Source organism: Nocardioides alpinus (genome assembly GCF_900112035.1).
Lineage (GTDB): Bacteria > Actinomycetota > Actinomycetes > Propionibacteriales > Nocardioidaceae > Nocardioides > Nocardioides alpinus.
Window position 1 is genome coordinate 989,358 of record NZ_FOKC01000001.1, and the last position, 23,926, is coordinate 1,013,283.

Sequence of the window (23,926 nt, forward strand, 5' to 3'; positions counted from 1 at the left end):
GGGCGCTGAGACCGCTCCTCCCACCGGATCGTCCCTGGATGCCGGAGCCTCAGAAGAGCAGCGCGGTCCCCGGGTCCGACAGGATCCCCGCGACGTCGGCCAGGAAGCGCGAACCCTTCTCGCCGTCGATGTGGCGGTGGTCGAAGGACAGCGCCAGCGTGGTCACGTCGCGGACCACGATCTCGCCCGCCTCGTCCACCCACGGGCGCTTGTTGATCGCGCCGAAGCAGAGGATGGCGGACTCGCCGGGGTTGATGATCGGGGTGCCCGCGTCGACGCCGAAGACGCCGACGTTGGTGATCGTGAAGGTGCCTCCGGCCATCTCGGCCGGCTGCGTCCTCCCCTCGCGCGCGGTGGCCGTGAGCTCGCCGAGCGCACCCGCCAGCTCGGTCATCGACAGGGCGTCGGCGTCCTTGACGTTGGGCACGACCAGCCCGCGGGGCGTCGCCGCGGCGATGCCGAGGTTGACGTAGTGCTTGAGCACGACCTCCTGCGCCGCCTCGTCCCAGAACGAGTTGATCTCCGGGGTCTTCTTGATCGCGAGGATGACGGCGCGGGCCAGCACCAGCAGCGGGCTGACCTTGACGTCGCGGAACTCGGGACGCTTCTTCAGCCGGGCCACGAGCTGCATGGCCGCGGTCACGTCGACGGTGATCCACTCGGTGACGTGCGGGCTGGTGAAGGCCGAGTGGCTCATCGCCGACGCCATCATCTTGCGTACGCCCTTGATCGGCTCGCGGGTCTCGCGCTCGCCGGGCGCAGCGCTGGCAGCAGCCGGCGCAGCGGCGGGAGCGGCCGGCGTACGACTGCCCGACGCGGCACTGTGGACGTCGTCGCGGGTGATCGACCCCGACGGCCCGGAGCCGGTGAGCGTGGCCAGGTCGACCCCGAGGTCCTTGGCGAGCTTGCGCACCGGCGGCTTCGCCAGTGCTCGTACGTCGGCCGGCTCGGCCTGCGCGGCGGCCGGGACCAGCGCTTCGGCGGGCGCGGCCGCGGGGACGGGTCGCTGGTCGACGGCCGGCACCGGTGACTCGTCGGCCGGCAGCACGTCCTGCGACTGGGCGCCACCGGGCGAGAACGCGCCCTGGACCTGCAGCTGCGTCTGGGCGCCGGCGTCGGTGCTCGGCGAGGCCGAGCCGCGGCGGGCCCGGCGCATCGGGCCGCGCTCGGCCTTAATCCGACCGACGAGGGACGCGCCCTCCATCGAGCCGGAGGCTGCGGGGTTGGACAGGTCCATCGCGGACAGGTCGGCCGGCGCCGGGGCGGCACCCTGTCCCCCGTCCTCGCTGCCGGCCTTCTGGGCCATGCCGAGGTAGGGGTCGGACTCGGTCTGCACGGCGGGCGCCTCGCCCGCGGCACCGATCGAGATGATCGGGGTGCCGACGGGCACCATCTCGCCCTCGGACACGAGCAGGGCCAGGACGGTCCCCTCGTAGGGGGAGGGCAGCTCGACCAGCGACTTGGCGGTCTCGATCTCGACGATCACGTCGTTGATCTCGATCGTGTCGCCGACCTTGACCTTCCAGGCGACGATCTCGGCCTCGGTGAGACCCTCGCCGACGTCGGGAAGCAGGAACTCAGACATGAGAAACCTTTCGGGACCGGGTCTCGTGACGGTCGCTGGGCGACCTCCTCGACCAGCGGGGGGGTTCGTCGGCGCCTTGCGGCGACGCGGACACGGCGAAGCGGAGCGAGCCCATCAGTACGCGAAGGTGCGGTCGACGGCGTCGAGCACCCGGTCGAGGTCGGGGAGGTACTCCTCCTCGATCCGCGACGGCGGGTAGGGCATGTCGAAGGCGCCGACCCGGAGCACGGGAGCCTCGAGGGAGTAGAAGCACTGCTCGGTGATCCGGGCTGCCACCTCGGCACCCATGCCGAGGTTGACGTGCGCCTCGTGGGTGATGACGCAGCGGCCGGTGCGGCGTACGGACTCGTAGACCGGCCCCATGTCGAGCGGCGACAGCGTCCGCAGGTCGATGACCTCGAGGCTGCGACCCTCGGACTCGGCGGCCTCCGCGCACTTGAGCGCGGTCTTCACGGTCGGACCGTAGGCCAGGACCGTGGCGTCCGTGCCGGCGCGGACGACGCGCGAGGTGAACAGGGGCTCGGGCGTCGCCGACTCGTCGAGCTCGGCCTTGTCGGCGTGGTACTGCCGCTTGGGCTCGAGGAAGATGACCGGGTCGTCGTGGGCGATGGCCTGCTGGATCATCCAGTAGCCGTCGACCGGGTTGGAGCACGCCACCACCTTGAGGCCGGGGGTGTGCGCGAACTGCGCCTCCGGGCTCTCCGAGTGGTGCTCGACCGCACCGATGCCGCCGCCGAAGGGGATGCGGATGACGATCGGCATCTTCACCTTCCCCTGCGAGCGGTAGGTGTACTTGGCGACCTGGCACACGATCTGGTCGTAGGCGGGGTAGACGAAGCCGTCGAACTGGATCTCCACGACGGGGCGGTAGCCGCGCAGCGCCATGCCGACCGCGGTGCCGACGATGCCGGACTCCGCGAGGGGCGAGTCGATGACCCGGTCCTCGCCGAAGTCCTTCTGCAGGCCGTCGGTGATGCGGAAGACGCCGCCGAGCTTGCCGACGTCCTCACCCATCAGCAGGACCTTGTCGTCGGCCTCCATGGCCTTGCGCAGGCCCATGTTGAGGCCCTTGGCGAGCGTGATCTTCTGCGTGTTGGCGCTCATCAGTGCGACTCCTCAAAGGAAGCGAGGTAGGCAGCGAAGCCGTCCCGCTGCTCGCGGATCTCGTCGGTCATCTCGCTGAAGACGTAGCCGAACTGGTCCATCGGCTTGGGGTCGGGCAGCGCCTTGCATCCCTCGCGGAGGTGGTGGCCCAGCTCCTTGGCCTCGGCGTCGAGGTCGTCGAAGAACTGCTGGTCGACCAGGCCGTTGCGGCGGAGGTAGACCTTGAGCCGCTCGATCGGGTCCTTGAGCTTCCAGTGCTCGAGCTCGTCGTTGAGGCGGTAGCGGGTCGGGTCGTCGGTCGTGGTGTGCGCGCCCATCCGGTAGGTGTAGGCCTCGACGAACGACGGGCCGTTTCCGTCCCGCGCGCGCTGCAGCGCGGCCTTGGTGACGGCGTACGTCGCCAGCACGTCGTTGCCGTCGACGCGGATGCCCGGGAACCCGAAGCCCAGCGCGCGCTGGTAGAGCGGGATGCGGGTCTGGCGCTCGATCGGCTCAGAGATGGCCCACTGGTTGTTCTGGCAGAAGAACACGACAGGGGCGTTGTAGGACGCGGCGAAGATGAAGGCCTCGTTGACGTCGCCCTGCGAGGACGCGCCGTCACCGAAGTGGGCGAGGACGGCCGAGTCGCGCTCGGGGTCGCCGGTGCCGACCACCCCGTCGCGCTGCATGCCCATGGCGTAGCCGGTGGCGTGCAGGGTCTGGGCGCCGATGACGATCGTGTAGAGCCCGAAGTTGTTCTCGTTGGGGTCCCAGCCACCCTGGTCGACGCCCCGGAACAGGCCGAGCAGTCGCAGCGGGTCGACGCCCTTGCAGTAGGCGACGCCGTGCTCGCGGTAGGTCGGGAAGGCGTAGTCCTGGGGACGCATGGCGCGGCCGGCGCCGATCTGCGCCGCCTCCTGGCCGAGCAGCTGGGCCCAGATGCCGAGCTCGCCGTGGCGCTGGAGCGCGGTGGCCTCGACGTCGATGCGTCGCGTCAGCACCATGTCGCGATAGAGGCCGCGGAGCTCCTCGGCCGAGAAGTCGTGGTCGAACTCGGGGTGGTGGACGCGCTCGCCCTCGGGGGTCAGCAGCTGGACGAGGTCGGGGCCACCGTCGGACTGCGAGGGCCCGAAGACCTCCGCGAGGTCGGGGCCAAAACCGGCAGGATCGGACAACGCACTCTCCTTCAAACAGCTAGCGGCAGTCGCGGGATCGCCGGACGCCGACGGCTTGCAGCGTGGTCGTCGGCGTGTGTGACCCCGACCACATGATGGGGGTCAACGTATCGGCCGGAGCCTGCCAGCACCAATCTCACGGGCCGTCCCCGTTCCCCCTCCCCACCCTCGGATCGGGGAGGGGGAACGTGGGTCAGTCGGTCGCGCCGGCGGCGATCCTGCCCTGGGTCGAGCACTGGTTGAAGTCGGTGCCGTCGTTGTTGTTGGTGCCCGTGGTCCGGATGATCGACACCTGCCGGGTGAACTGGTCGACCTGCACCCAGGGGCCGTCCTGACCGCCCGTGCTGCGCTCGAGCGTCCAGGTGATCGAGAAGTTCTGACGGTTGGTGCGGCTGCGCTCCGTGGAGGTGCGGTAGGAGAGGGCGAACCGCTTGCAACCGCCCGTGCCGTCCGGGTTGACGTCGAGGAAGACCGCCGGACGGTAGCCCTGGTTCGCACCGAACTGGTCGACGTGCAGGCCGTCGACCTCGATCTGGAAGCCGGACAGCGTGTCGGTCTCGCGCCACCGGTACCAGCCGGTGATCTGGTCGCAGGTGCAGATGTCGATGTACTGCGGCAGCTCGCCGTTGCCGTACACCTGCTTGATGGTGGTCGGGGTGGACTGCTGCGCCTGCGAGCTGCAGATCGCGCGGTAGCCGGTCGTCGTGTTGGGACCCACCGTGATGCCGCCGTTCACGCTGCAGCGTGAGGCCGCGAACGCGGGCACCGTGGCAGCCACGGAGATCACCGGCACCGCCCACGCGGCCCCCCGGACGAGCGTGCGACGAGAGAAGTCAGACATGGAGTTGGTCCTTTGCGTGGTGTCACCAAGGGGTCACCTCGCCCCGGGTGACGACGCCCGGCGGGCGCGCACGCGCGCTCACCAGGTGTCCCGCCCCTCCCGGCGAGCCGATCCCACTGCTGGACGGGGTGTCGACAGCCCCAGCTCCGGACACCCCTGGCCGTCGCCCCCGAGACGGACGGCTTCCAGGCGCAAGCGTTCCAATCCGCGCGCCCGTACCCAAGGCCCTTGGACGAGGCGCCGGGCTATCTGGCCCCGGCCTTGACGTTCCTCGACGTACGCGGCGGTTTGAGGCGTACGACGTCCAGACCACCACGGGCGCGCCGCGTCCGCATCCGGGCACAGTTGAGCCGGCGCCGACGGGCTCGTGGGTGACTCGTCGACGCCGGCTCGCCTCCATGGGGGGTGGAGGTTCGGCGCAGCATGAAGCTGCAGCCGCGGGAGGAAGCGTGTGGGCGCTTCCTCGTGCGGGGGTGGGTCAGCGCCCGGAGGGCGCTGACCCGTGGGTGGACGACACGTCCGGGGACATGTCGGCGGTTGCCCGAGGCTGCACCGCCGACAGCCCACCGACGGTCAGGCCGACTGCGAGCAGGGCCAGGAATGCGCGTCTCATGTGGATCAGGCCTTCTTGTTGATCAGCAGACGTCGTTCGGCGGCGAGGTCGGCGAGGTGCCTCGGCCGGTGCTGGCGACCGAGCAGTCACTCTTGCGAATCCACTTGTAGTCGATCGCCTGGCTTGTCTGCTCACTGGAGCCGTTCTCGTTCGACGTGACATAGATCGTCAGAGTCGTCCCTGAAGGAACGCACACGCTGTTCGAGGCAGTCAGAGGGGGCGTGGTGACGCACTGGCCTCCGGGGGAACACGCGGGGAAGCTCTTGGGGCATCCGACGATCCCCGTGGTGAGGCCGAACACGCCGATGTCCGTCGCTCCGATGAAGTAGGACGTGAACTGAATGTAGAAGTCCTCGCCGGACTGGTTGGTCACCGTCACCGGCACGCCGTAGGAGCCCTTCGGGATGCAGGCGCTCGTGCACTTGTTGCCCGGGTTCTTGTAGCCCTTCGTGAAGTCGAAGATCGGCGGCGGCGGCACGTCGTGCGAGGTGGCGAACGCCGGCGCGTTCGCCGCGACGGCGACGACCGGTACGGACCACGCGACGCCGCGGACGAGGGTGCGGCGAGAGTAGTGAGACATGGTGTTTCCTTCGCTGGTGCTGGCCGTTTGATGGACGGGCCGACCCCACGCAAGGGCAGCGCCGACGCCCCGGCGGTGCGCCCCCAAGGCACACCCCGTACGTCCCTCGCACCCCTGCGAGTCGATCCCACTGGTCGAACACGTGACCGGCGCCCCCCAGCGCTTACCCACCACGCGACCGTCGCCCCCAAGACGGACGGCCGTACGTTCTGATCACAAGGGTCACCCCCTCACCGCCTGCAACCAAGGGGCTTGGACAAGGTGGAGGACGATCTGGGGGGAGGCTTGATGTTCCTCGACAAAACCGTGGGGTTCAGGCGCCTCAGGACCGGACCACCCGGTGCAGAAAGCGGCCTGCGGACGGGCGTACGGGACGTAGAAATGCCGATGAGCCGGCGCCGACGGGTTCGTGGGTACCCGTCGACGCCGGCTCCCTCCATGGGGGGTGGAGGTCCGGGCGGCTAGCTGCGCCGCCCTGTGATGAAGGTGGCCATCAGCTGCTGGCGGCCCGAAGGCCGGTGTCCGGGAGGACCATGGGGGCCTCACACCGCTGTGGGATGCGGATCCGGTCGAGCCTGGTGGAACCCACCTTCAACGTCACCTTCGCCAGCGCCCGACCGGACGTGACGAACTTCCTGTGGCCCAGCGACCTCACGGCGATCCGGTGGACCTTGTTGCCCACACGCAGCCGGTAGGTGACGGTCTCGGCCGTGCGGTTGCTGACCCTGGTGCGGACCGTGCCCTGGCAGCCGGCCTTGACCGACCCGGTCGCCTGGCCGAAGGCCTGCGCAGGCAGGACCTCCGGCGCACACGCCTGGACGGTGGTGACGGCGGTGGGGTCCGCTCCGCTCGGCTGGTCGAGCGTCGCGGTGTTGCTGTAGGCCCTGCACGTGCCGGGCGCACTGCCCACGAGCGCCAGGTCGTAGGTGTAGGTCCGCACCAGTCCCGTCGACCACGTCACCGACGGGTCCAGGACCACGCGCTGGCCCGCGACCGTCCTGTCGTCCACGACAGCGACGGTCTGGTTGGTCTCGGACGCGGCCGTGAACGAGCCCGGCGCGGAGCCGACCGCGGAGGCGCTGGACGCCTCGCCCGCCGGGTCCCACGAGACCGTCGCGTCGACCGTGCCGCTGCCCGACGGGGCAGAGGCGAACGTGCACGTGTAGGGCAGGGTGAGCTGGCCCGCCGCCGGGACGACCAGGTCGTCGCCACCCACCACGGTGCAGGAGCTCCCTCCGCCCAGGGTGGTGACGACGCCGGCGTCAGCCGTGATCGCGCCACCCTCCCCGTCGTTGGGGTTGGTCACCGTGAGGGCGCCGGCGAGCGCCCAGCCGGACTCCGTCATCGCCCCGGCGCGAGCCGTGACGGTGTAGCGGAAGGTCGCGGTGTTGGTGGAGTCCGTCGAGCGGACGGCCGCGTCGGCGGCCTTCTCGATCGACCACGCGTAGGCCCGTTCGACGCTGCCCGTGGCAGTGACGGCGACCGACAGCGGCGCCTGGTCCTGCGGCCTGACGTCGACGGCCGACGCGGACGTGCTCGTCACCGCCTGGAGGGCCAGAACAGGCAGCGCGACCCGCGACCCGCGACCCACCGCCGGCGCGCGCGGTCGTGCTGCTGCGTGCGTGCGCGGCACGCCCCCAACGCGGAGTTCCCACTGTTGCTCTCCTGACAAACGGCCACCGTGAGCCACTCGGTGTCGCCCACCCCCGTGGACGACCATGTGATGAGACAAGATGCCGCCCGCGGTGCCGCGTACGGCCGGGATCCGGCGAAGTAGCGGTCTACCTGCAAGAGGCCTTGAGCCAACCTCGAAGAGGCGGACCGGTTTGGGCCGGCCACGCCGTGCGCAGGACCAGACCGCGGACAGTGACGTGCGGCCCTTCTGTCGGGGCGATCAGCCCCGACCGTGCGGCGTCAGCCAGCCCGCCTCGTCGGGCCCGGCGGGCACGATCTGGGTGGGGTTGATGTCGGTGTGCACGACGTAGTAGTGCTGCTTGATCTGCTCGAAGTCGACCTCGTCGCCGAAGCCGGGCGTCTGGAAGAGGTCGCGCGCATAGCCCCACAGGTGCGGCATCTCGGTGAGCTTGTTGCGGTTGCACTTGAAGTGCCCGTGGTAGACGGCGTCGAAGCGGACGAGGGTCGTGAAGAGGCGTACGTCGGCCTCGGTGATCGCGTCGCCCATCAGGAAGCGGCGGTCGGCGAGCCTCTCCTCGAGCCAGTCCAGGGCGGCGAAGAGGCGCTCGTACGCGTCCTCGTAGGCCTCCTGGGAGCCGGCGAAGCCGCAGCGGTAGACGCCGTTGTTGACCTCGGTGAAGACGCGCTTCATCACCGACTCCATCTCCTCGCGGAGATCGGCGGGCCACAGGTCGGGCGCGTCGGCGCGCTGGTGCTCGCGCCACTCGAAGGACAGGTCGTGGGTGATCTGCGGGAAGTCGTTGGTGACGACCTGCCCGGAGGCGACGTCGACGATCGCCGGGACGGTGATGCCGCGGGGGTAGTCGGCCTCCCGCGCGAAGTAGGCCTGCTGCAGGCGCTCGATGCCGAGGACGGGGTCCACGCCGCCGGGGTCGAGGTCGAAGGTCCAGCTGCGGGCGTCGTGCGTCGGGCCGGGCGCGCCCCACGAGATCGCGTCCTCGAGACCGAGGAGCGACCGCACGATGATCGAGCGGTGTGCCCACGGGCAGGCGCGAGCAGCGACCAGGCGATAGCGACCGCTCTCCACCGGCCAGCGCGGCACGTCGCGCGGGCTGTCCTTCGAGCCGCCCGGGAAGGTGTCGTCGAGCGGGTCCGCGGACGTCTCACCGGCCAGGATCCGGTCGGGGAGGTAGGTCATGTCGCGCTCGAAGGGCTCGCCCTGCTTGGTGTAGGTCGCAGTGTCGTTCACTCTTCAACCTTACTCCGGGCCCCGCACGCGTCGTACGGTCTGAGCGTGAGTGCCACCTTCGCGACCAGTGACGCCCACGGCCACCTCGCGGAGCTGACCGCTGCGCTCCGGCAGGCCGGGCTCGTCGACGACGGGGTGCGCTGGTCCGGCGGCGATGCGCGGCTGTGGGTCCTGGGCGACCTCCTCGACCGCGGGCCCGACGGACTCGGGGTGATCGCACTCGTACGGCGGCTCGCGCGCGAGGCCGCGGACGCAAGCGGGGCGGTGCACACCGTGCTCGGCAACCACGAGGTCATCGCCCTGGGCACCAGGAAGTTCGGCGACACCGAGGTGGTCCACCGCGGGGCGGTCCGGACCTTCTCCTCGATCTGGGCGCGCAACGGCGGTCTCGCGTCCGACCAGGCCGGGATCGACGACGAGCTGTTCTCCTGGCTGGCCGCGCTGCCGGCGATCGCCCGCGACGGCGACCACCTGCTGATGCACTCCGACACGGTCGGCTACCTCGAGTGGGGCGGGTCGGTCGAGGAGATCAACGGGGCCGTGCGCGAGGTGCTTGCCCACGACGACCCGGTCGCCTGGTTCGACGTCCTGGTGCAGATGGGCCAGCGGCACGAGCTCGCTGGGGCGTCAGGGTCGGCCACCGCCCGCCTGCTCCTCGACACCCTCGGCGGCGAGCGGATCGTGCACGGGCACAGCATCATCGGCGACCTCTTCCATGAGCCCTTCGACTCCTACGCCGAGCCGCGGCTCTACGCCGACGGGCTCGCGCTCGACATCGACGGGGGCATCTACGAGGGCGGACCCTGCCTGGTGGCTCGCCTGTCCGGGTAGTCCAAGAAATCGCCAAGAACTGTTTGCAAATGACTCTTTGCAGTCGTAGCGTCAGCGTGTGCCCTCCTCCATCAACCCCGACATCGCCGGCCTCCGTGCGCTGAGCCACCCGGTCCGCCTGCGGATGCTCGGCCTGCTGCGCACCGAGGGACCGGCCACCGCGACCACGCTCGCCGCACGCCTCGACCTCAACACCGGCGCGACGTCCTACCACCTGCGCCAGCTCGCGCAGCACGGCTTCATCGAGGAGGACACCGAGCGGGGCAACGCTCGCGACCGGTGGTGGCGCGCCGCGCACGACAGCACCCGCACCGACGTCCGCACCCGCGAGGACGGTGGCGAGGACGTCGAGGCCTACCTGATGACCGTGGCCCAGCTGTACGGCGACCGGCTGCGCGCCGCCGTCGCCGAGATGGCCTTCCTGCCCGAGCCGTGGCGCGCCGTCGGCACCCTCAGCGACTGGGAGGTGCGTCTCACGCCCGCACGCGCCGACGCGCTGGTGCAGGAGCTCGTCCGACTCATCGAGTCGGCCGAGGAGTCCGAGGACCCCGACGCAGCGCCCTTCGCGATCAACCTCAACGCCTTCGTGCGGCCGGGACAGGCCTGGGGCGAGGAATGACCCGGCGTACGCCGGTCGTCGGAGGCCTCGTCGCCGAGGGCATCTCCTTCCTCGGCACGCGGATCTCGATGATCGCGATCCCGTGGTTCGTGCTGTCGACGACCGGCTCGGCCACCCAGACCGGTCTGGTCGCCGCCGCGGAGATCACGCCGCTCGTGCTGTTCAAGGCGCTGGGCGGACCGCTGCTCGACCGGGTGGGACCGCGTCGGGTGACGCTGGCCTGCGACCTGCTCTCGGCGCTCGTCGTCGCCTCGATCCCGCTCCTGCACGGCCTCGGCATGCTGGGCTTCCCGACGTTGCTCGTGCTCGTCGCGGTGGCCGGCGCGCTCCGCGGCCCCGGCGACGCGGGCAAGGCCGCGATGACACCCGAGATCGCCCGGGTCGCCGGCTGGTCGCTCGAACGGGTCTCCGGTCTCGCTTCCGCCGTCGAGCGCACCTCGACGATGGGCGGGGCGGCGCTCGCCGGGCTGCTGGTGGCGACGGTCGGCGCGACGAACGCGCTCTACGTCGATGCCGCGTCCTTCCTCCTCTCCTTCCTGGTGTTCGCCGTCGCCACGACCGGTCTCGGGCGCCCCGTGCCCGCGGCCGTCGGCGCCGGCTCCACGTCGTACGTCGTGGAGCTGCGGCAGGGGTGGGAATTCCTGCGCACCGAGCCGGTGCTGATCGCGATCTGCGCCATGGTCGCGGTGACCAACCTCGTCGACCAGGCCTACAGCGCGGTGCTGGCGCCAGTGTGGGCGAAGGAGTCGGGCGCCGGCGTCGCCGTGCTCGGCAGCCTCTTCGCGGTGATGAGCGGCGCCTCGGTGATCGGCGCGCTGACCGCGGCCCGGTGGGGCGAGACGCTGCCGCGCTTCCGGACGTACGTCATCGCGTTCCTCGTCTGCGGGGCCCCGCGCTTCGTCGTGATGGCGCTGGAGTCGCCGATCTGGGCGGTCTTCGCGGTGACGGCGGTCGCGGGGGTGGCGTCGGGCTTCCTCAACCCGATCCTCGGCGCGGTGATCCTGGAGCGGATCCCGGCACCCCTCCTGGGGCGGGTCTCGTCGCTCAACACCGCGATCTGCTGGTCGCTGATGCCGCTCGGTGGGGTGCTAGGCGGCCTGGCGGTCGCCGGGCTGGGCCTCTCGCCGGCGCTGCTGATCGCCGGGGCGGCGTACTTCGTCACCACGATGGCGCCGACGCGGGTGCCGTCCTTCCGGCAGATGGACCGGGCACCCGCCACAGACACGCGGACCATGGTCAGCCCGTCGGTGCACCCGCCGGCGTGAAGTTCACTGGCCAATCGACCCATGTCCGCGTGTCTACGACGGCTCAGGAGGCGAAGCGGGCTGCTACCTCGACCACGCGGTCGAACGCCTCGGCCTCACCGATGCTGACGCGTACGCCGTCGCCGGCGAAGGGCCGCACCGAGATCCCCGCCTCACCGCAGGCCGCCGCGAAGTCGAGGGCCTGCTCACCGAGCGGGAACCACACGAAGTTGCCCTGCGCGTCGGGGAGCTCCCAGCCGACCTCACGGAGCCGGGCGAGCAGGTCCGCCCGTCGCGCGACCAGGTCCTCGACGCGCTCGAAGAGCTCCGCGCGCGCGGACAGCGACGCGATCGCCGCGGCCTGGGCGACGTGGCTGACACCGAACGGCAGCGAGACCGCGCGCAGCGCGCCGGCCAGCGGCGCCGGCGCGACGGCGTACCCGACCCGGAAGCCCGCGAGACCGTAGGCCTTGGAGAAGGTGCGCGTCAGCACGACGTTGTCGTGGCGCTGGTAGGTCGCGATGCCGTCGATGGCGTCGTCCATCCGGACGAACTCCAGGTAGGCCTCGTCGACCACGACGACCACGTGCGAGGGCACCTTCGCGATGAAGGCGTCGAGCTCCGACTGCGTGACCGCCGGACCGGTGGGGTTGTTGGGCGTGCAGACGATGACGACCTTGGTGCGGTCGGTGATCGCCGCGGCCATCGCGTCGAGGTCGTGGCGGCCGTCGGCCGTCACCGGCACCTGGACGCTCGTCGCTCCGCCGGAGGTGACGGCGATCGGGTAGGCCTCGAAGGAGCGCCAGGCGTAGACGACCTCGTCGCCGGGGTCGCAGAAGGCGTTCACGAGCTGGTAGATCAGCGCGACTGAGCCCGTCGCCGCCGCCAGGTCCTCGGTCGGCACCCCCATCGCCTCGCCGAGCGCGGCGTAGAGGGCGGTGCTGCCCATGTCGGGGTAGCGGTTCATCTGCGCCGCCGCCTCCGCGGCCGCCTCGAGCACGCCGGGCAGCGGCGGGTAGGGGTTCTCGTTGGACGACAGCTTGTAGGACGTCAGCCCGGGTCGGGCGACGGGCGGCTTGCCGGCGACGTACGTCGGGATGGCGAGCACGTTGGGCCGGGGCTGGGGAGTCGAGGACGGAGCCATGCCCCGACCTTAGTGAGCCGGTTTCCTCCCCCGCCACGGGCGGGTGAGCGGCAGCAGGAGCACTCCGATGACGAAGCCCACACCGGCACCGAGGATGTTGTCGACCATGTCGGTGACGTCGCAGGCGCGGTCGATGCGGGCCAGCTGGAGCTGGAGGAGCTCGACGGCCACGCTGTAGGCCGCCAGCAGGGCCAGCCCGAGGGGCGCGAGCACCACCCCCGACCACCAGCGCCCGACGGCGAGCACGAGGAACATCCCGGCCGGCACGAAGAGCAGCACGTTGAGGGTGCGCTGGTCGAGCCCGAGCCCCTCGAACGCCGCCCCGTTGGGACCGCCGTAGTCCCACGAGCAGGAGTTACTGCGGGTCTCGGCGGGGACGATCCCGACGCCCGCGCGGGTCGGGACGAGCGTCGCGACCGCGATCGCGGTCAGCGACCAGAGCAGCCCCGCGAGAGCCACCGCCGTAACGGTGCCGACCCGTGCGCGCAGGGCCATCCCGAGGAGGGTCGAGAGGACGCCGGCGGCCAGGACGCCGAGAACCATCACGCCCGTCCCGCCGATCGTGATCATCCGGCGAGGTTAACGACCCGCGGTTCGCTGGTTGAGCAGGGCGCCCCGTCGCCCGTGTCGCACCTGGACACGCAGAGGACCCTGGGTTTCGACACGCTCGCTGGCGCTCGCTGCTCAACCGGCGGAGTCCTCGACCAGCGCGCGGCGCGCGCTAATGTCACGGTATGCGCTTCGTGACGTGGTTGCTCACCTACGCCGCCGGACTGGCTCTCGCCGCCCAGCTCCTCGACGGGATCTTCTTCGACGGTCCCGACTCCGGGCAGGCCGAGCTGCAGGAGAAGGTCCTGCCGCTGCTGTTCGTGGCGCTGATCCTCGGACTGGTGTCGACCTTCATCGAGCCGGTGATCAAGCTGCTGTCGCTCCCCTTCATCATCCTCACGCTCGGCTTCCTGCTGCTGGTCATCAACGCGCTGATGCTGATGCTGACCGCGCGGCTCGCCGACGCCTTCGACCTCGGCTTCCACGTCGACGGCTTCTGGGACGCGCTCGTGGGCTCGCTCATCATCACCATCGTCGGCTGGGGCGTCCGGACGGCGCTGCCGGCTCGGGACTGACCCGGGTGCCGACCCTTCCTCCCCCTCTCAGGGCGGGCCGCTACCGCATCGCCGTGGTCTGCCTGGGCAACATCTGCCGCTCCCCGATGGCGCACGTCGTCCTCGAGAGCCGGCTCGCCGACGCCAGACTCGACGACCGGGTCGAGGTCGCCTCGTCCGGGACCGGCGGCTGGCACGTCGGCCACCCGATGGATCCGCGGGCGGCAGCGACGCTCGCCGCCGCCGACTACGACCCGAGCCGTCACCGGGCCCAGCAGTACGACACCTCCTGGCCCACGGCGTACGACGTCGTGCTGGTCATGGACGAGTCCAACCTCGCCGACGTGGGCGGGCGCACGGACCGCGTGGGGCTGTTCCGCGACTTCGATCCGACCGATCCGGGCGCCGCGGTCCCGGACCCGTACTACGGTGGGGACGACGGGTTCGAGGAGGTGCTGGCGATGGTCGAGCGCACGAGCGATGCGATCGTGGCGGCGCTGGCCGACACGCTGCGCACCCCCGTCGAGGGACTCGACTGATGGCTCGTCAGCCGCTCATCGCCAAGCGGGCCGAGGAGCTCCTCGGCTCGTCCGTGGTCGCCACCGCGCCGGTCGCCGGAGGCGACATCGCCACCGCCACGCGGCTCCGGCTGTCCAGCGGGCAGACCGCGCTGATGAAGACCCTGCCGCACGCTCCGGAGGGGTTCTTCGAGAGCGAGGCGGCCGGGCTGGCCTGGCTGTCGGAGGTCGACGGCGGCCTCCCGCTGCCCGAGGTGCTCGCGGCGGCGAGCGACTGCCTGATCCTGGCGTGGATCGAGCCGAGCTCGAAGACGCCCGTCGAGGCCGCGGTCGCCTTCGGCCAGCAGCTCGCCACCACCCACGCCGCCGGCGCCGACGGCTGGGGCCTCGACCACGACGGCTACATCGGCCGGCTCCCGCTGCCCAACAAGACGGCCGGCTCGTGGGCGGAGTTCTACGCCGTCCGACGGGTGCTCCCCTACCTCAAGCTCGCCCGCGACCGCGCGGCGATCACCGACGGGGACGCTGCGGCGGTCGAGGCGGTCGTCGGTCGGTTCACCGAGCTGATCCCCGACGAGGCGCCCGCCCGCCTGCACGGCGACCTGTGGAACGGCAACTGCGTCTGGGGCCACGACCTCGCCCTCCACGTCATCGACCCGGCGGCGTACGGGGGGCACCGCGAGGTCGACCTCGCGATGCTCCACCTCTTCGGCCTCACCCACCTGCCGCGGGTGATGGCGGCCTACGACGAGGCGTACCCGCTCGCCGACGGCTGGGAGGACCGGCTCGGCCTCCACCAGCTGTTCCCGCTGCTCGTGCACGCCTGCATGTTCGGCGGCAGCTACGGCGCCCGCGCCGGGACGATCGCGGCGCGCTACCTCTGACCTTCAGGCTTCCCTCAGGGGCGACTGGCATCCTTGACAGGTGCCTGACCCCAAGCCCCGCGTGCTGGTCGTCGACGACGACCGCGCCGTGCGTGACTCGCTGCGTCGCTCGCTCGAGTTCAACGGCTACGAGGTCGTGCTCGCCGGTGACGGCGCCGAGGGCCTGGTCGCGGTCGGGTCGCACCACCCCGACGTCGTGGTGATCGACGTGATGATGCCGCGACTCGACGGCATCGAGACCACGCGGGCACTGCGCGCCTCCGGCAACGACGTACCGATCCTCGTGCTCACCGCCCGCGACGCCGTCGGGGACCGCGTCGAGGGCCTCGACGCGGGCGCCGACGACTACCTCACCAAGCCCTTCGCGCTCGAGGAGCTGCTGGCCCGCCTGCGTGCGCTGCTGCGCCGCGTCGTCCCGGACGCCGAGGGCGAGAGCGAGGTGCTGGCGTTCGCCGACCTGACGATGGACGTCTCGAGCCGCGACGTCTCGCGGTCGGGACGAGCGATCGAGCTCACCCGCACCGAGTTCACCCTGCTCGAGATGTTCCTGCGGCGCCCCCGCCGCGTCCTCGACCGCTCCTTCATCCTGGAGGAGGTCTGGGGCTACGACTTCCCGACCAGCGCCAACTCGCTGGAGGTCTACGTCGGCTACCTGCGCCGCAAGACCGAGGCCGAGGGCGAGCCGCGGCTGATCCAGACGGTGCGGGGCGTCGGCTACGTGCTGAAGGAATCATGACCGCGCTCGCGAGGGTCGGCTCGTGAAGGCGGCCACCGACCTGACCGGCGGGCGCTGGCACTACCGGCGCTCCCTGGCCTCGCGGGTGGCCGTCCTCACCACGCTCGTCGTGGGAGTCACGATCGCGATCCTGGCGGCCACCGCGTTCGTGGTGATGCGCCAGCAGCTGATGAGCTCGCTCGACCAGTCGCTGCTCAACCGCGCACACAAGGCGACCTCCAACTCCGCGCTCTCCAAGCTCACCGTCCGGGGCGTCCCGCCGTGGGTGCTGGGCGCCGCCGACGTCCGCGTCATCATCGTGACGGCCGAGGGCGCGGCGGGCACCGACATCCCCGACTTCCGCCTCGGCCAGCCCGAGTACGCCGTGGTGACGGGTCAGCGGGAGTCCTACGTGCGGACGCTGGTCACCGACGAGGGCGAGCGGTTCCGTGTCGCCACCGTGCAGGCAGGCAGCGGCCAGGCGCTGGTCCTCGCCCAACCCCTGGCGCCCAACGACCGCACCCTCGAGAAGCTCGGCGGCGTGCTCTTCGTCTTCGGCGTGCTCGGCGTGCTCGCGGCGCTCCTCGCCGGCTGGCTCGTGGCCCGCAACGGCCTGAGACCCGTACGTCGCCTCACGCTCGCGGTCGAGCAGATCGCCGTGACCGAGGACCTGACGCCGCTGCGGATCGAGGGGGACGACGAGGTCGCCCGCCTCGCCACCGCCTTCAACCAGATGCTTCTCGCGCTCGGCGCCTCGCGCGACCGCCAGCGGCGGCTGGTGGCCGACGCGAGCCACGAGCTGCGTACGCCGCTCACGTCGCTGCGCACCAACCTCGACCTGCTCCGCCAGGCGGAGGGCAACGCTGCGCTGCCGCCCGAGGCGCGCCTCGAGCTGCTCGACGACGTGCGCGGCCAGATCGAGGAGCTCAGCGCCCTGGTCGGTGACCTCGTCGAGCTGGCGCGCGACGAGCCGATGACCCGCGGGATCGGGGCGGTCGACCTGGCCGAGGTGGTCGAGCGGGCGGTGACCCGCGTACGCCGCCGCGCGCACGGGGTGTCCTTCGACGTCGCGCTGGAGCCCTGGCAGGTCGTGGGTGAGTCCGGCAGCCTCGAGCGTGCCGTCACCAACCTCCTCGACAACGCCGCCAAGTGGAGCCCCGCCGACGGCACCGTCAGCGTGCGGCTCACCGACGGCGTGCTCGTCGTCGACGACGAGGGGTCCGGCATCGACGAGGCCGACCGGCCGCACGTCTTCGAGCGCTTCTACCGCTCCGAGGAGTCGCGCGCGATGCCCGGCTCGGGGCTCGGGCTGGCCATCGTGCGGCAGGTCCTCGACCGCCACGGCGGCCGGATCGAGGTGTCGGAGGCGCCGGGTGGTGGCGCGCGGTTCTCGCTGTGGCTGCCGGGGGTCGCCGCCGCCGTAACGCCGGGTTAGTGCGACCACCCACTCCCATGCATCAGGGTTGGTAGAGCCCCTCACCGGGCGTCACAGCGGCTCCGGCCGGTCGAAGACCCGCAGCAGCCGCTCGGCCTTCCACTCCGACTCGGCCCACTCCTCGGCCACCTCGGACTTCACGGTGATCCCGCCGCCGGTGCCGAGGGTCCAGGTGCCACCGCCGTCGGTCGTCAGCGAGCGGATGACGACCCCGAGGTCAGCCGGGCCGTCGCCGCTGATCCAGCCGAACGCGCCGGCGTACACGCCTCGTGGGGACGACTCGACCTCCTCGATGATCTGCATCGTGCGGAGCTTGGGCGCCCCCGTCATCGAGCCGGCCGGGAACAGCGCCCGCAGCGCGCCGATCGTCGTCACGTCGTCGCGCAGGTGGCCGCGGACGGTGGACACCAGCTGGTGGACCGACGCGTACGTCTCGACCTGCATCAGCGCCGGCACCTCGACCGATCCCACCTCGCAGACCAGCGACAGGTCGTTGCGGAGCAGGTCGACGATCATCAGGTTCTCGGCGCGCGTCTTGGGGTCGCGGGCCAACCGGTCGCGGTGCCCGTCGTCCTCCTCCGCCGTCGTCCCGCGCGGGGTCGTGCCCTTGATCGGCTTGGTCTCGAGGTACCGGTCGGGGGTGATGAGGGCGTACCTCTCCGGCGAGCTCGACAGCAGCCACGCTCGCGCGTCGACGACGTCGTGCTGGAGGAACCCGGAGTACGGCGCGGGGTTGAGCTCGCGCAGGCGGAGGTAGGCCGTGACCGGGTCGAGGTCGGACTCGCGGGTCAGCCGGTGGGTGAGGTTGACCTCGTAGGAGTTGCCCGCGTGGAGGTGCTCCTGGACGGCGGCGAAGGCGGCGGCGTACGCCTCCGGAACCTCTCGTGTCACAGGGGTGGGCGGAGATTGGCGGGGTTGGGCCGTTGCAACGGCCGCATCGCGCGGGAGTCCCCGCTCAAGCGGTGACTCCTGCAGAGGAGCGTGCTCGAACACCCGCACCGCCCGCGGCCGCATCCAGACCGCATCGGGGAGGGAGGGATCAGGCGGGGCGGGGAGGTCGGTGCGCGTGGCATGGCCGAAGTAGCCGAACCACTGCTCCCCCGCGCCGATCCGCTCCTCGAGCACCTCGAAGAGATCGTCGCCGACGACCGTCGACGACCCGCCGGCGTGCGCCCGGACCTCGCGCCGGGCGGCCGACCAGGTGAGGGAGACGTCGTCGTCCTCGAGCCAGCCGATGATCGAGCGCCGACCGGACCACTCGCGCGCACCGCCCCCGTCGAGCCAGAAGCAGCGCGGGTGCTGCGACGCGACGTCGCGGAAGAAGGAGACGGGGTCGGTCATGCGGGGTCCCCGCGGCCTTGTTCGGAGGAGCGAGGCGGAGGAGGAGGGCGTCGTGGGGTGCTCACGAGAGGAAGCTCCTCACGAGGGCCGCGCCGTGCTCGGACAGCACCGACTCGGGGTGGAACTGCACGCCCTCGAGAGGCAGCGAGCGGTGTCGGACGCCCATCACGACGCCGTCGTCGGCCCACGCCGTCGCGACGAGGTCCGGCGGCAGGTCGAGGGCCGCGAGGGAGTGGTAGCGCACGGCCGCGAACCCCTGGGGCAGCCCGGCGAAGACCCCGAGCCCGTCGTGGCGGACGGACGCGACGTCGCCGTGCGCCGGCACGACGCGCGACACCGTGCCGCCGTACGCCGTGACCAGCCCCTGCATGCCCAGGCACACGCCGAGCACCGGTCGCGTGCCGGCGAGCAGGACCGCCGTGCCGACCGAGAAGTCAGCCGGGACAGCGGGGTGCCCGGGACCGGGCGAGAGCACCACGTGCGAGTGCCGCAGGACCGCGTCGGGCTCGACCTCGTCGTGCTGCACGACCCGTGGCAGGACGCCGGTCACCCCGGCGACGAGGTGCACCAGGTTCCACGTGTAGGAGTCGTGGTGGTCGACCACGATCACGTCCGGCGTCACGCACGGAGGCTAGGGCATGTCCGCTCACCGGGTCACCGTGCGGCAGGCCTCCGACACCGCCTCGTCGCCCTTCTCGCGGCAGGTGTCGAAGGCAGCGAGCTTGCCCATCAGCAGCGCCACCTCGTCGCGACGCCGGGGGTTGGCCACGTTGTTCTTCTTCTCGAAGGGACTGGTCCTGTAGCTGTAGAACTCATAGCCCCACGAGGTCTTCCGCGGCCGCGGGTCGAGGTCGAGGCGCACGAGCAGCGCGGTCCGGCTGCGCACCGCGGTGTAGGACGGGATCCGGTCGAGCTCCGAGCCGGTGAACGCCGCGTCGGGATCGTTGCCCGTGAGCGTCTGCTGCGTGTGCTCGAGGAAGGCGTACGACTGGCGCACCAGCGCGGGCTGCCCCAGGGTCGGCGCCAGCGACGTGCCGCTGCGGAAGGGCGCGGGGACCAGCCCGGCCATCTCCTCGAAGGTCGGCGCGAGGTCGATGTTGCTGGTGACCTCCTTGCGCTTCCCCGGGACGACGCCGGGACCGGTGATCAGCAGCGGCACGCGCACGTCGGTGTCGTACGGCGTCCCCTTGCCGCGCCCGAGACCGTTCTGGCCGAGGTGGAAGCCGTTGTCGGACGTGAGGACGACGTAGGTGTCGGGCCCGACCGAGGCGAGCAGCTTCGTGACCAGGCGGTCGGCGGACTGCGCCATCCGCGCGCGGTCGCGCAGGTCGCGCACCGCGGCGGCGGCCGGCAGGGTGGAGGCGGTGTTCCAGGCCCGGGCCTTCTTGCCCTTGCGGGTGCGCGGCCGGTTGTCGGCGCGCTCGTCGCCGTAGCCCGGCAGGTCGTCGACGGTGAGCTTGGCGCAGGAGACCCGACCGCAGGAGCGCTGGCCCTCCCGGTCGCGGAACATCGGCGGGAAGAGCGGGTCGCCCGGGTAGTGGCCCTTCGGCTGGGTGCGGTTGTGCGGGGCGTAGAGCGCGACCTCGAGGAAGTAGGGCGCGTCGGCGGCCTCGCCGTTGGCGACGAAGTCCAGCGCGAGGTCGCCGATCACGGTCCCGGCATAAGCCTGGTCCTTGGCGGCGTCACTGGCACTCGCGGGCGGCGCAGGGTGCTGGGTGATCTGCATCCGCTGGTCGACGACGGACGTGCTGGCGAAGTCCCACCCGTCGTACGCCGACCCGAAGACCGTGTTGAACGTGGACCAGCCCGGCACCACGGGCGGCAGCGCGCGGCCCGGTGACCACTCGTACTCGTTGAGGAACTTGCCCACGAACCCCGTCGTGTAGCCCGACTCCTGGAGCCGCACGTTGAAGGCCCGCTCGGGGTTGCCGTGGGTGTCGAAGGCCGGCCAGCCGCCGAGCATCGACGTCCCCTGGTTGGACGTGTTGGTGCGGACGCCGGTCTGGTGGGGGTACTGCCCGGTGAAGAAGCTCGACCGCGAGACGCAGCACAGGGAGTCGGTGACGAAGGCGTGCGGATAGCTCGCACCCGCCTTGCGCATCCGCTGCACCGACCGCATCGTCTGGACGAGGTCCATCGAGAAGTCGTCCAGCATGACCACGACGATGTTGGGACGCGTGGCCCGGCTCGCGGCGGGCTGCAGCTCCCCGATCGCGGTGCCGGTGACCCGCGCCGGACGTACGTCGTCGTCGGGCGTCGTCGTTCCCCCGGCTGCCCCGCATGCCGTCAGCGCGAGCAGGCATGCGCCCACCCACGCTCGCTTGAGTTGTCCCACGTGTCCCCCGTCGTGTCCCGCGCTGGCTTCCCCAGACCGGCTACCCAGAGTGACGCCGTACGTCACTGTTCGGTTGCCTGCCACGCCGAACGAATGTCTACCAGATGACTCGACTTGAGCCTCCACGGCGTCCGGTAGTTCGGGACGAGACGGTAGGAGAAACGGCCGAAACGCCCACCAGAACGTCCCGAACTACCCCAGGCCCCCACCTGCGGACTCAGGCGCCAGCAGGTCGCGGACTGCCGCGTGGAGCAGGTCGTAGCCGTTCTCGGTGAGGATCGACTCGGCGTGGAACTGGATGCCGCGGAAGTGCGGACCGATGACGGCGTGGATGTCGCCGGTGGCCTCGTCGGCCTCGATGCGTACGCCCTCGGGCAGCGTGGCGACATCGGCGGGCGCACGGCCGACGAACGTGTTGTAGAACCCCACCCGCTCGGTGCGGCCGTCGAGCCGCACGGGCGACTGGGTGCCCTGGAAGACGACGTCCTTGTAGCCGAGCTCCAGACCGAGCCGCTCGCAGAGGGTCTGGTGGCCCAGGCACACCGCGAGGAACGGCTGGCCGGAGGAGAGCAGGTCATCGACAGCGCGGCGGAAGGAGGCGATCTTGGGGTGGTCGCCGTCGCGGGGGTCGCCGGGTCCGGGCCCGACGATCACCAGGTCGGCGCCGTCGAAGGCGCCCGGGGCGTAGTCCTCGTGCCGCACGACGCGCGACGTCATCCCGAAGACACCGAGCACGTGGACGAGCATGTTCACGAAGTCGTCCTCGCCGTGCAGGATCACGGCCGTCTGCCCGGCCAGGCCCGGGTCGGCGGGCTCGCCGGCCTGGTCGGTGAGCCAGAAGCGCGAGAGCCGCTGGTTGCGCGTCCCCAGGGCCAGGAGGACGTCCTCGTCGCGTGCGAGCTCGGCGATGTCGGCGCCGTCGGACAGGGCGACCGGCGCGAGGCCGAAGGCGCTGAGGATGCCGCCCGCCTTGGCCCGTGTCTCGGCGACCTCGGACGCGGCGTCGGAGTCGCGCACCAGCGTCGCACCGGCGGTGACCTTGAGCTCGCCCGTCGGCGAGACGTCTGCGGTGCGGATCAGGATCGGGCTGTCCATGGTGGGCGTGCCGTCCGGCGAGCGGCCGAACAGCGCCAGCGCGGCGCCGTAGTAGCCGCGGCCCTCGGGCTCGTAGTCGGCGATGAGGCGGCAGGCGTTCTCGACGGGCGCGCCGGTCACCGTCGCGGCGTACATGGTGTCGCGCAGGATCTCGCGGTGGTCGCGGTCGGAGCGCCCGGCGAGGAGGTACTCGGTGTGGATCAGGTGGGTCATCGGCTTGAGGAACGGCCCGAGCACCTGGCCACCCTCGTGGCAGATGTCGCACATCATCTTGAGCTCCTCGTCGACGACCATGAAGAGCTCGAAGACCTCCTTCTCGTCGGCGAGGAAGTCGAGGAGCCGGTCCTTGACCTCGCGCGCCTCGCCCTCGGGAGCCGCGACCCGGAAGGTGCCGGAGATCGGGTTCATCCGGACGTCGCCGGAGCGCACCGAGACGTGCCGCTCGGGGCTCGCGCCGATCAGGAAGCGCTCGCCGGTGAAGAAGCAGAACGTCCAGTACGCCCCGCGCTCGCGCTCCATCAGCCGACGCAGCACCGTGAGGGCGCGGGTGGCGTCCCAGTCGGCGACGACCGCGCGGTAGTGGCGGCCGATGACGAGGTTGGCGCCCTCGCCCTGGCCGATCTCGTCGCGGATGATCGCCTCGACCACCTCGGCGTAGTCGTCGTCGCTGGTCGCGAAGCCGCCGCGCTCGGCGAGCTCGATCGGCACGTCGGGCAGCGCGGCGAGGAGGTCGTCGACCGACACCTCGTGCTCGGCCTCGATGTCGACCACGGTCAGCGGGGTGCCGTCGTCGATGGCGGCGAAGCCGCGCTCGCGCACCTGTCGGAACGGCACCGCGACGAGCCTGTCGGCGCTGCGCCCGGGCGCAGGTGCCCCGGTCTCCAGCGGGATGTCGAGGAGCGAGGCGACCTCGTGGGGCGTGCCGCCGACGAGTCCCACCGTCGGTGCGGCCTTGCGCCGGATGACCGCCCACGCGCCGTGCCCCTGGATCTGCTCCAGGAGGTCGGCGACGGTGGGGGTCGAAGTCATGGCCGAAACCCTACGGCGGGGCGCCGGGCCCGTCCCGCGGGTCTCACCCGTGGGGTCGCAGCAGCTCCTCGAGGACCTCCGAGTGGCGGTCCGGGTGCAGCCAGAACGAGTTCCCGGCCCACGACGCGGGCAGGTCGGTGGGCGCCCCGAGCTCGTCGACCACGACGTAGCCGAGCTCGACCGCGAGGGCGTGCAGCTCGGCCTGGTGCGACTGCACCTCGACCATCAGCGCCGGCCGCCCGTCGGCCAGGGTGCGGCGGGCACCGGTCAGGACCTCGAGCTCGAAGCCCTCCACATCGACCTTGACGAAGTCGGGGGGCTCGGGGAAGCGCGCGTCGAGGGTGGTCACGGTGACCTCGACGGCCCGGACGTCGGGGTCCACGCCGGCCGCCCGCGCGTTGGTCTCCAACCCCTCGAAGTGCGGGACGAACGAGTTGTTCTGCCCGGTCAGGGCCTCCACGTAGAAGGTGAGAGTCCCGGATGTCTCGCCGACACCCTCGGGGACGAGGGTGACCTGCGGGAGGTGCTCGGTGTTGGTCCGGAGGTAGGGGAGGTTGTTGGGCCCCGGCTCGAACACCACCACGGACCCGGCAGGCCCGACGAGGTGTGCGAAGTACTGGGTGATGAAACCGATGTGCCCGCCCACCTCGGCCACCCGGTCGCCCGGACCCACCAGACGCGCGAACAGCGCCATGCTCGGCGCTTCGCGGCGGCGCCGGTGGAACCAGTAACCCTTGTGGCGAAAGCTGTGCAGCCGCAAGCGGTCCCGGGTGTGGGGGTTGCGGATGGTGATGTCGCCCGGGTTGTGCGCCTCGAACCACGGCAGGACCCGGCGCCGGACGCGTGACCTGACGTCGAGACCCACTGATCCT

General features: G+C 71.4%; 23 protein-coding genes. 8 read left to right on the forward strand and 15 right to left on the reverse strand.

What is annotated here, in order from left to right; all coding sequences use genetic code 11:
• Positions 1–49 precede the first annotated feature (49 nt).
• The 8 genes from BM127_RS04765 to BM127_RS04795 all read right to left on the reverse strand — a co-directional run bounded on the left by BM127_RS04765 (position 50) and on the right by BM127_RS04795 (position 8,761).
• A complete protein-coding gene (locus tag BM127_RS04765; RefSeq protein ID WP_091194943.1) occupies positions 50–1,585 on the reverse strand; it encodes a dihydrolipoamide acetyltransferase family protein in 1,536 nt (511 codons plus the stop codon).
• 114 nt (positions 1,586–1,699) lie between these two features.
• Positions 1,700–2,689: an alpha-ketoacid dehydrogenase subunit beta gene (locus BM127_RS04770; RefSeq protein ID WP_091194945.1), complete on the reverse strand. Its 990-nt coding sequence runs from the start codon at positions 2,687–2,689 to the stop codon at positions 1,700–1,702.
• A complete protein-coding gene (gene pdhA / locus BM127_RS04775; RefSeq protein WP_231263068.1) occupies positions 2,689–3,843 on the reverse strand; it encodes a pyruvate dehydrogenase (acetyl-transferring) E1 component subunit alpha in 1,155 nt (384 codons plus the stop codon). The genes BM127_RS04770 and pdhA overlap by 1 nt, the downstream gene beginning before the upstream one ends.
• Positions 3,844–4,036: 193 nt before the next feature.
• Complete coding sequence (locus tag BM127_RS04780; RefSeq protein WP_091194948.1) at positions 4,037–4,684, reverse strand: hypothetical protein; 648 nt, start codon at positions 4,682–4,684, stop codon at positions 4,037–4,039.
• 478 nt (positions 4,685–5,162) lie between these two features.
• The gene (locus tag BM127_RS22990) at positions 5,163–5,297 is read right to left on the reverse strand and encodes a hypothetical protein (RefSeq protein ID WP_269800923.1); all 135 of its coding nucleotides are present in this window, start codon (positions 5,295–5,297) and stop codon (positions 5,163–5,165) included.
• 22 nt (positions 5,298–5,319) lie between these two features.
• A complete protein-coding gene (locus BM127_RS04785; protein WP_139227645.1) occupies positions 5,320–5,964 on the reverse strand; it encodes a hypothetical protein in 645 nt (214 codons plus the stop codon).
• A gap of 406 nt (positions 5,965–6,370) precedes the next feature.
• Positions 6,371–7,510 (reverse strand): hypothetical protein, encoded by a 1,140-nt coding sequence (locus BM127_RS04790; protein WP_139227646.1) that lies wholly within the window; start codon positions 7,508–7,510, stop codon positions 6,371–6,373.
• A 261-nt stretch (positions 7,511–7,771) separates the two neighbouring features.
• Entirely contained in the window at positions 7,772–8,761 is a 990-nt protein-coding gene (locus BM127_RS04795) for a glutathione S-transferase family protein (protein ID WP_231263067.1), read from the reverse strand.
• Between the two features lie 45 nt (positions 8,762–8,806).
• Between BM127_RS04795 and BM127_RS04800 the strand changes: the two genes are divergently transcribed.
• Genes BM127_RS04800 through BM127_RS04810 form a run of 3 tightly spaced genes read left to right on the forward strand, consistent with a single transcriptional unit; the run spans position 8,807 to position 11,476 of the window.
• Positions 8,807–9,592 (forward strand): metallophosphoesterase, encoded by a 786-nt coding sequence (locus tag BM127_RS04800; protein ID WP_091194952.1) that lies wholly within the window; start codon positions 8,807–8,809, stop codon positions 9,590–9,592.
• A 58-nt stretch (positions 9,593–9,650) separates the two neighbouring features.
• Positions 9,651–10,211 (forward strand): ArsR/SmtB family transcription factor, encoded by a 561-nt coding sequence (locus tag BM127_RS04805; protein ID WP_198554487.1) that lies wholly within the window; start codon positions 9,651–9,653, stop codon positions 10,209–10,211.
• Positions 10,208–11,476, forward strand: coding sequence for an MFS transporter (locus BM127_RS04810; RefSeq protein WP_091194954.1), 1,269 nt, complete (start codon positions 10,208–10,210; stop codon positions 11,474–11,476). The genes BM127_RS04805 and BM127_RS04810 overlap by 4 nt, the downstream gene beginning before the upstream one ends.
• A 43-nt stretch (positions 11,477–11,519) precedes the next feature.
• Here BM127_RS04810 and hisC read toward each other — a convergent pair whose 3' ends face one another.
• Both hisC and BM127_RS04820 read right to left on the reverse strand, forming a co-directional pair.
• A complete protein-coding gene (gene hisC, locus BM127_RS04815) occupies positions 11,520–12,599 on the reverse strand; it encodes a histidinol-phosphate transaminase (protein WP_091194956.1) in 1,080 nt (359 codons plus the stop codon).
• Positions 12,600–12,608: 9 nt separating this feature from the next.
• The gene (locus BM127_RS04820) at positions 12,609–13,169 is read right to left on the reverse strand and encodes a VanZ family protein (RefSeq protein WP_091194958.1); all 561 of its coding nucleotides are present in this window, start codon (positions 13,167–13,169) and stop codon (positions 12,609–12,611) included.
• Positions 13,170–13,333: 164 nt separating this feature from the next.
• Here BM127_RS04820 and BM127_RS04825 point away from each other — a divergent pair, with 164 nt between their 5' ends.
• Genes BM127_RS04825 through BM127_RS04845 form a run of 5 tightly spaced genes read left to right on the forward strand, consistent with a single transcriptional unit; the run spans position 13,334 to position 17,254 of the window.
• Complete coding sequence (locus BM127_RS04825) at positions 13,334–13,723, forward strand: phage holin family protein (RefSeq protein ID WP_091194960.1); 390 nt, start codon at positions 13,334–13,336, stop codon at positions 13,721–13,723.
• A gap of 5 nt (positions 13,724–13,728) precedes the next feature.
• A complete protein-coding gene (locus BM127_RS04830) occupies positions 13,729–14,241 on the forward strand; it encodes a low molecular weight protein-tyrosine-phosphatase (RefSeq protein ID WP_231263066.1) in 513 nt (170 codons plus the stop codon).
• Entirely contained in the window at positions 14,241–15,104 is an 864-nt protein-coding gene (locus BM127_RS04835) for a fructosamine kinase family protein (RefSeq protein WP_091194961.1), read from the forward strand. Before BM127_RS04830 ends, BM127_RS04835 begins: the two co-directional genes overlap by 1 nt.
• Before the next feature lie 40 nt (positions 15,105–15,144).
• The gene (locus tag BM127_RS04840) at positions 15,145–15,840 is read left to right on the forward strand and encodes a response regulator transcription factor (protein WP_091194963.1); all 696 of its coding nucleotides are present in this window, start codon (positions 15,145–15,147) and stop codon (positions 15,838–15,840) included.
• A gap of 22 nt (positions 15,841–15,862) precedes the next feature.
• Positions 15,863–17,254 carry a sensor histidine kinase gene (locus tag BM127_RS04845; RefSeq protein WP_091194964.1) on the forward strand — a complete coding sequence of 464 codons (1,392 nt, stop codon included), beginning with the start codon at positions 15,863–15,865 and terminating at the stop codon, positions 17,252–17,254.
• A 51-nt stretch (positions 17,255–17,305) separates the two neighbouring features.
• Here BM127_RS04845 and BM127_RS04850 read toward each other — a convergent pair whose 3' ends face one another.
• The 5 genes from BM127_RS04850 to BM127_RS04870 form a co-directional block, all read right to left on the reverse strand.
• Positions 17,306–18,595, reverse strand: a complete 1,290-nt coding sequence (locus tag BM127_RS04850) for an anthranilate synthase component I family protein (RefSeq protein ID WP_091194966.1) — start codon at positions 18,593–18,595, stop codon at positions 17,306–17,308.
• Positions 18,596–18,656: 61 nt separating this feature from the next.
• Positions 18,657–19,217, reverse strand: coding sequence for an anthranilate synthase component II (locus BM127_RS04855; RefSeq protein ID WP_091194967.1), 561 nt, complete (start codon positions 19,215–19,217; stop codon positions 18,657–18,659).
• Between the two features lie 24 nt (positions 19,218–19,241).
• Positions 19,242–20,930 carry a sulfatase-like hydrolase/transferase gene (locus BM127_RS04860; RefSeq protein WP_139227647.1) on the reverse strand — a complete coding sequence of 563 codons (1,689 nt, stop codon included), beginning with the start codon at positions 20,928–20,930 and terminating at the stop codon, positions 19,242–19,244.
• 192 nt (positions 20,931–21,122) lie between these two features.
• Positions 21,123–23,054 carry an anthranilate synthase family protein gene (locus tag BM127_RS04865; RefSeq protein ID WP_091195037.1) on the reverse strand — a complete coding sequence of 644 codons (1,932 nt, stop codon included), beginning with the start codon at positions 23,052–23,054 and terminating at the stop codon, positions 21,123–21,125.
• Positions 23,055–23,097: 43 nt separating this feature from the next.
• Positions 23,098–23,919 (reverse strand): FkbM family methyltransferase, encoded by an 822-nt coding sequence (locus BM127_RS04870; RefSeq protein ID WP_091195040.1) that lies wholly within the window; start codon positions 23,917–23,919, stop codon positions 23,098–23,100.
• Positions 23,920–23,926 lie beyond the last annotated feature (7 nt).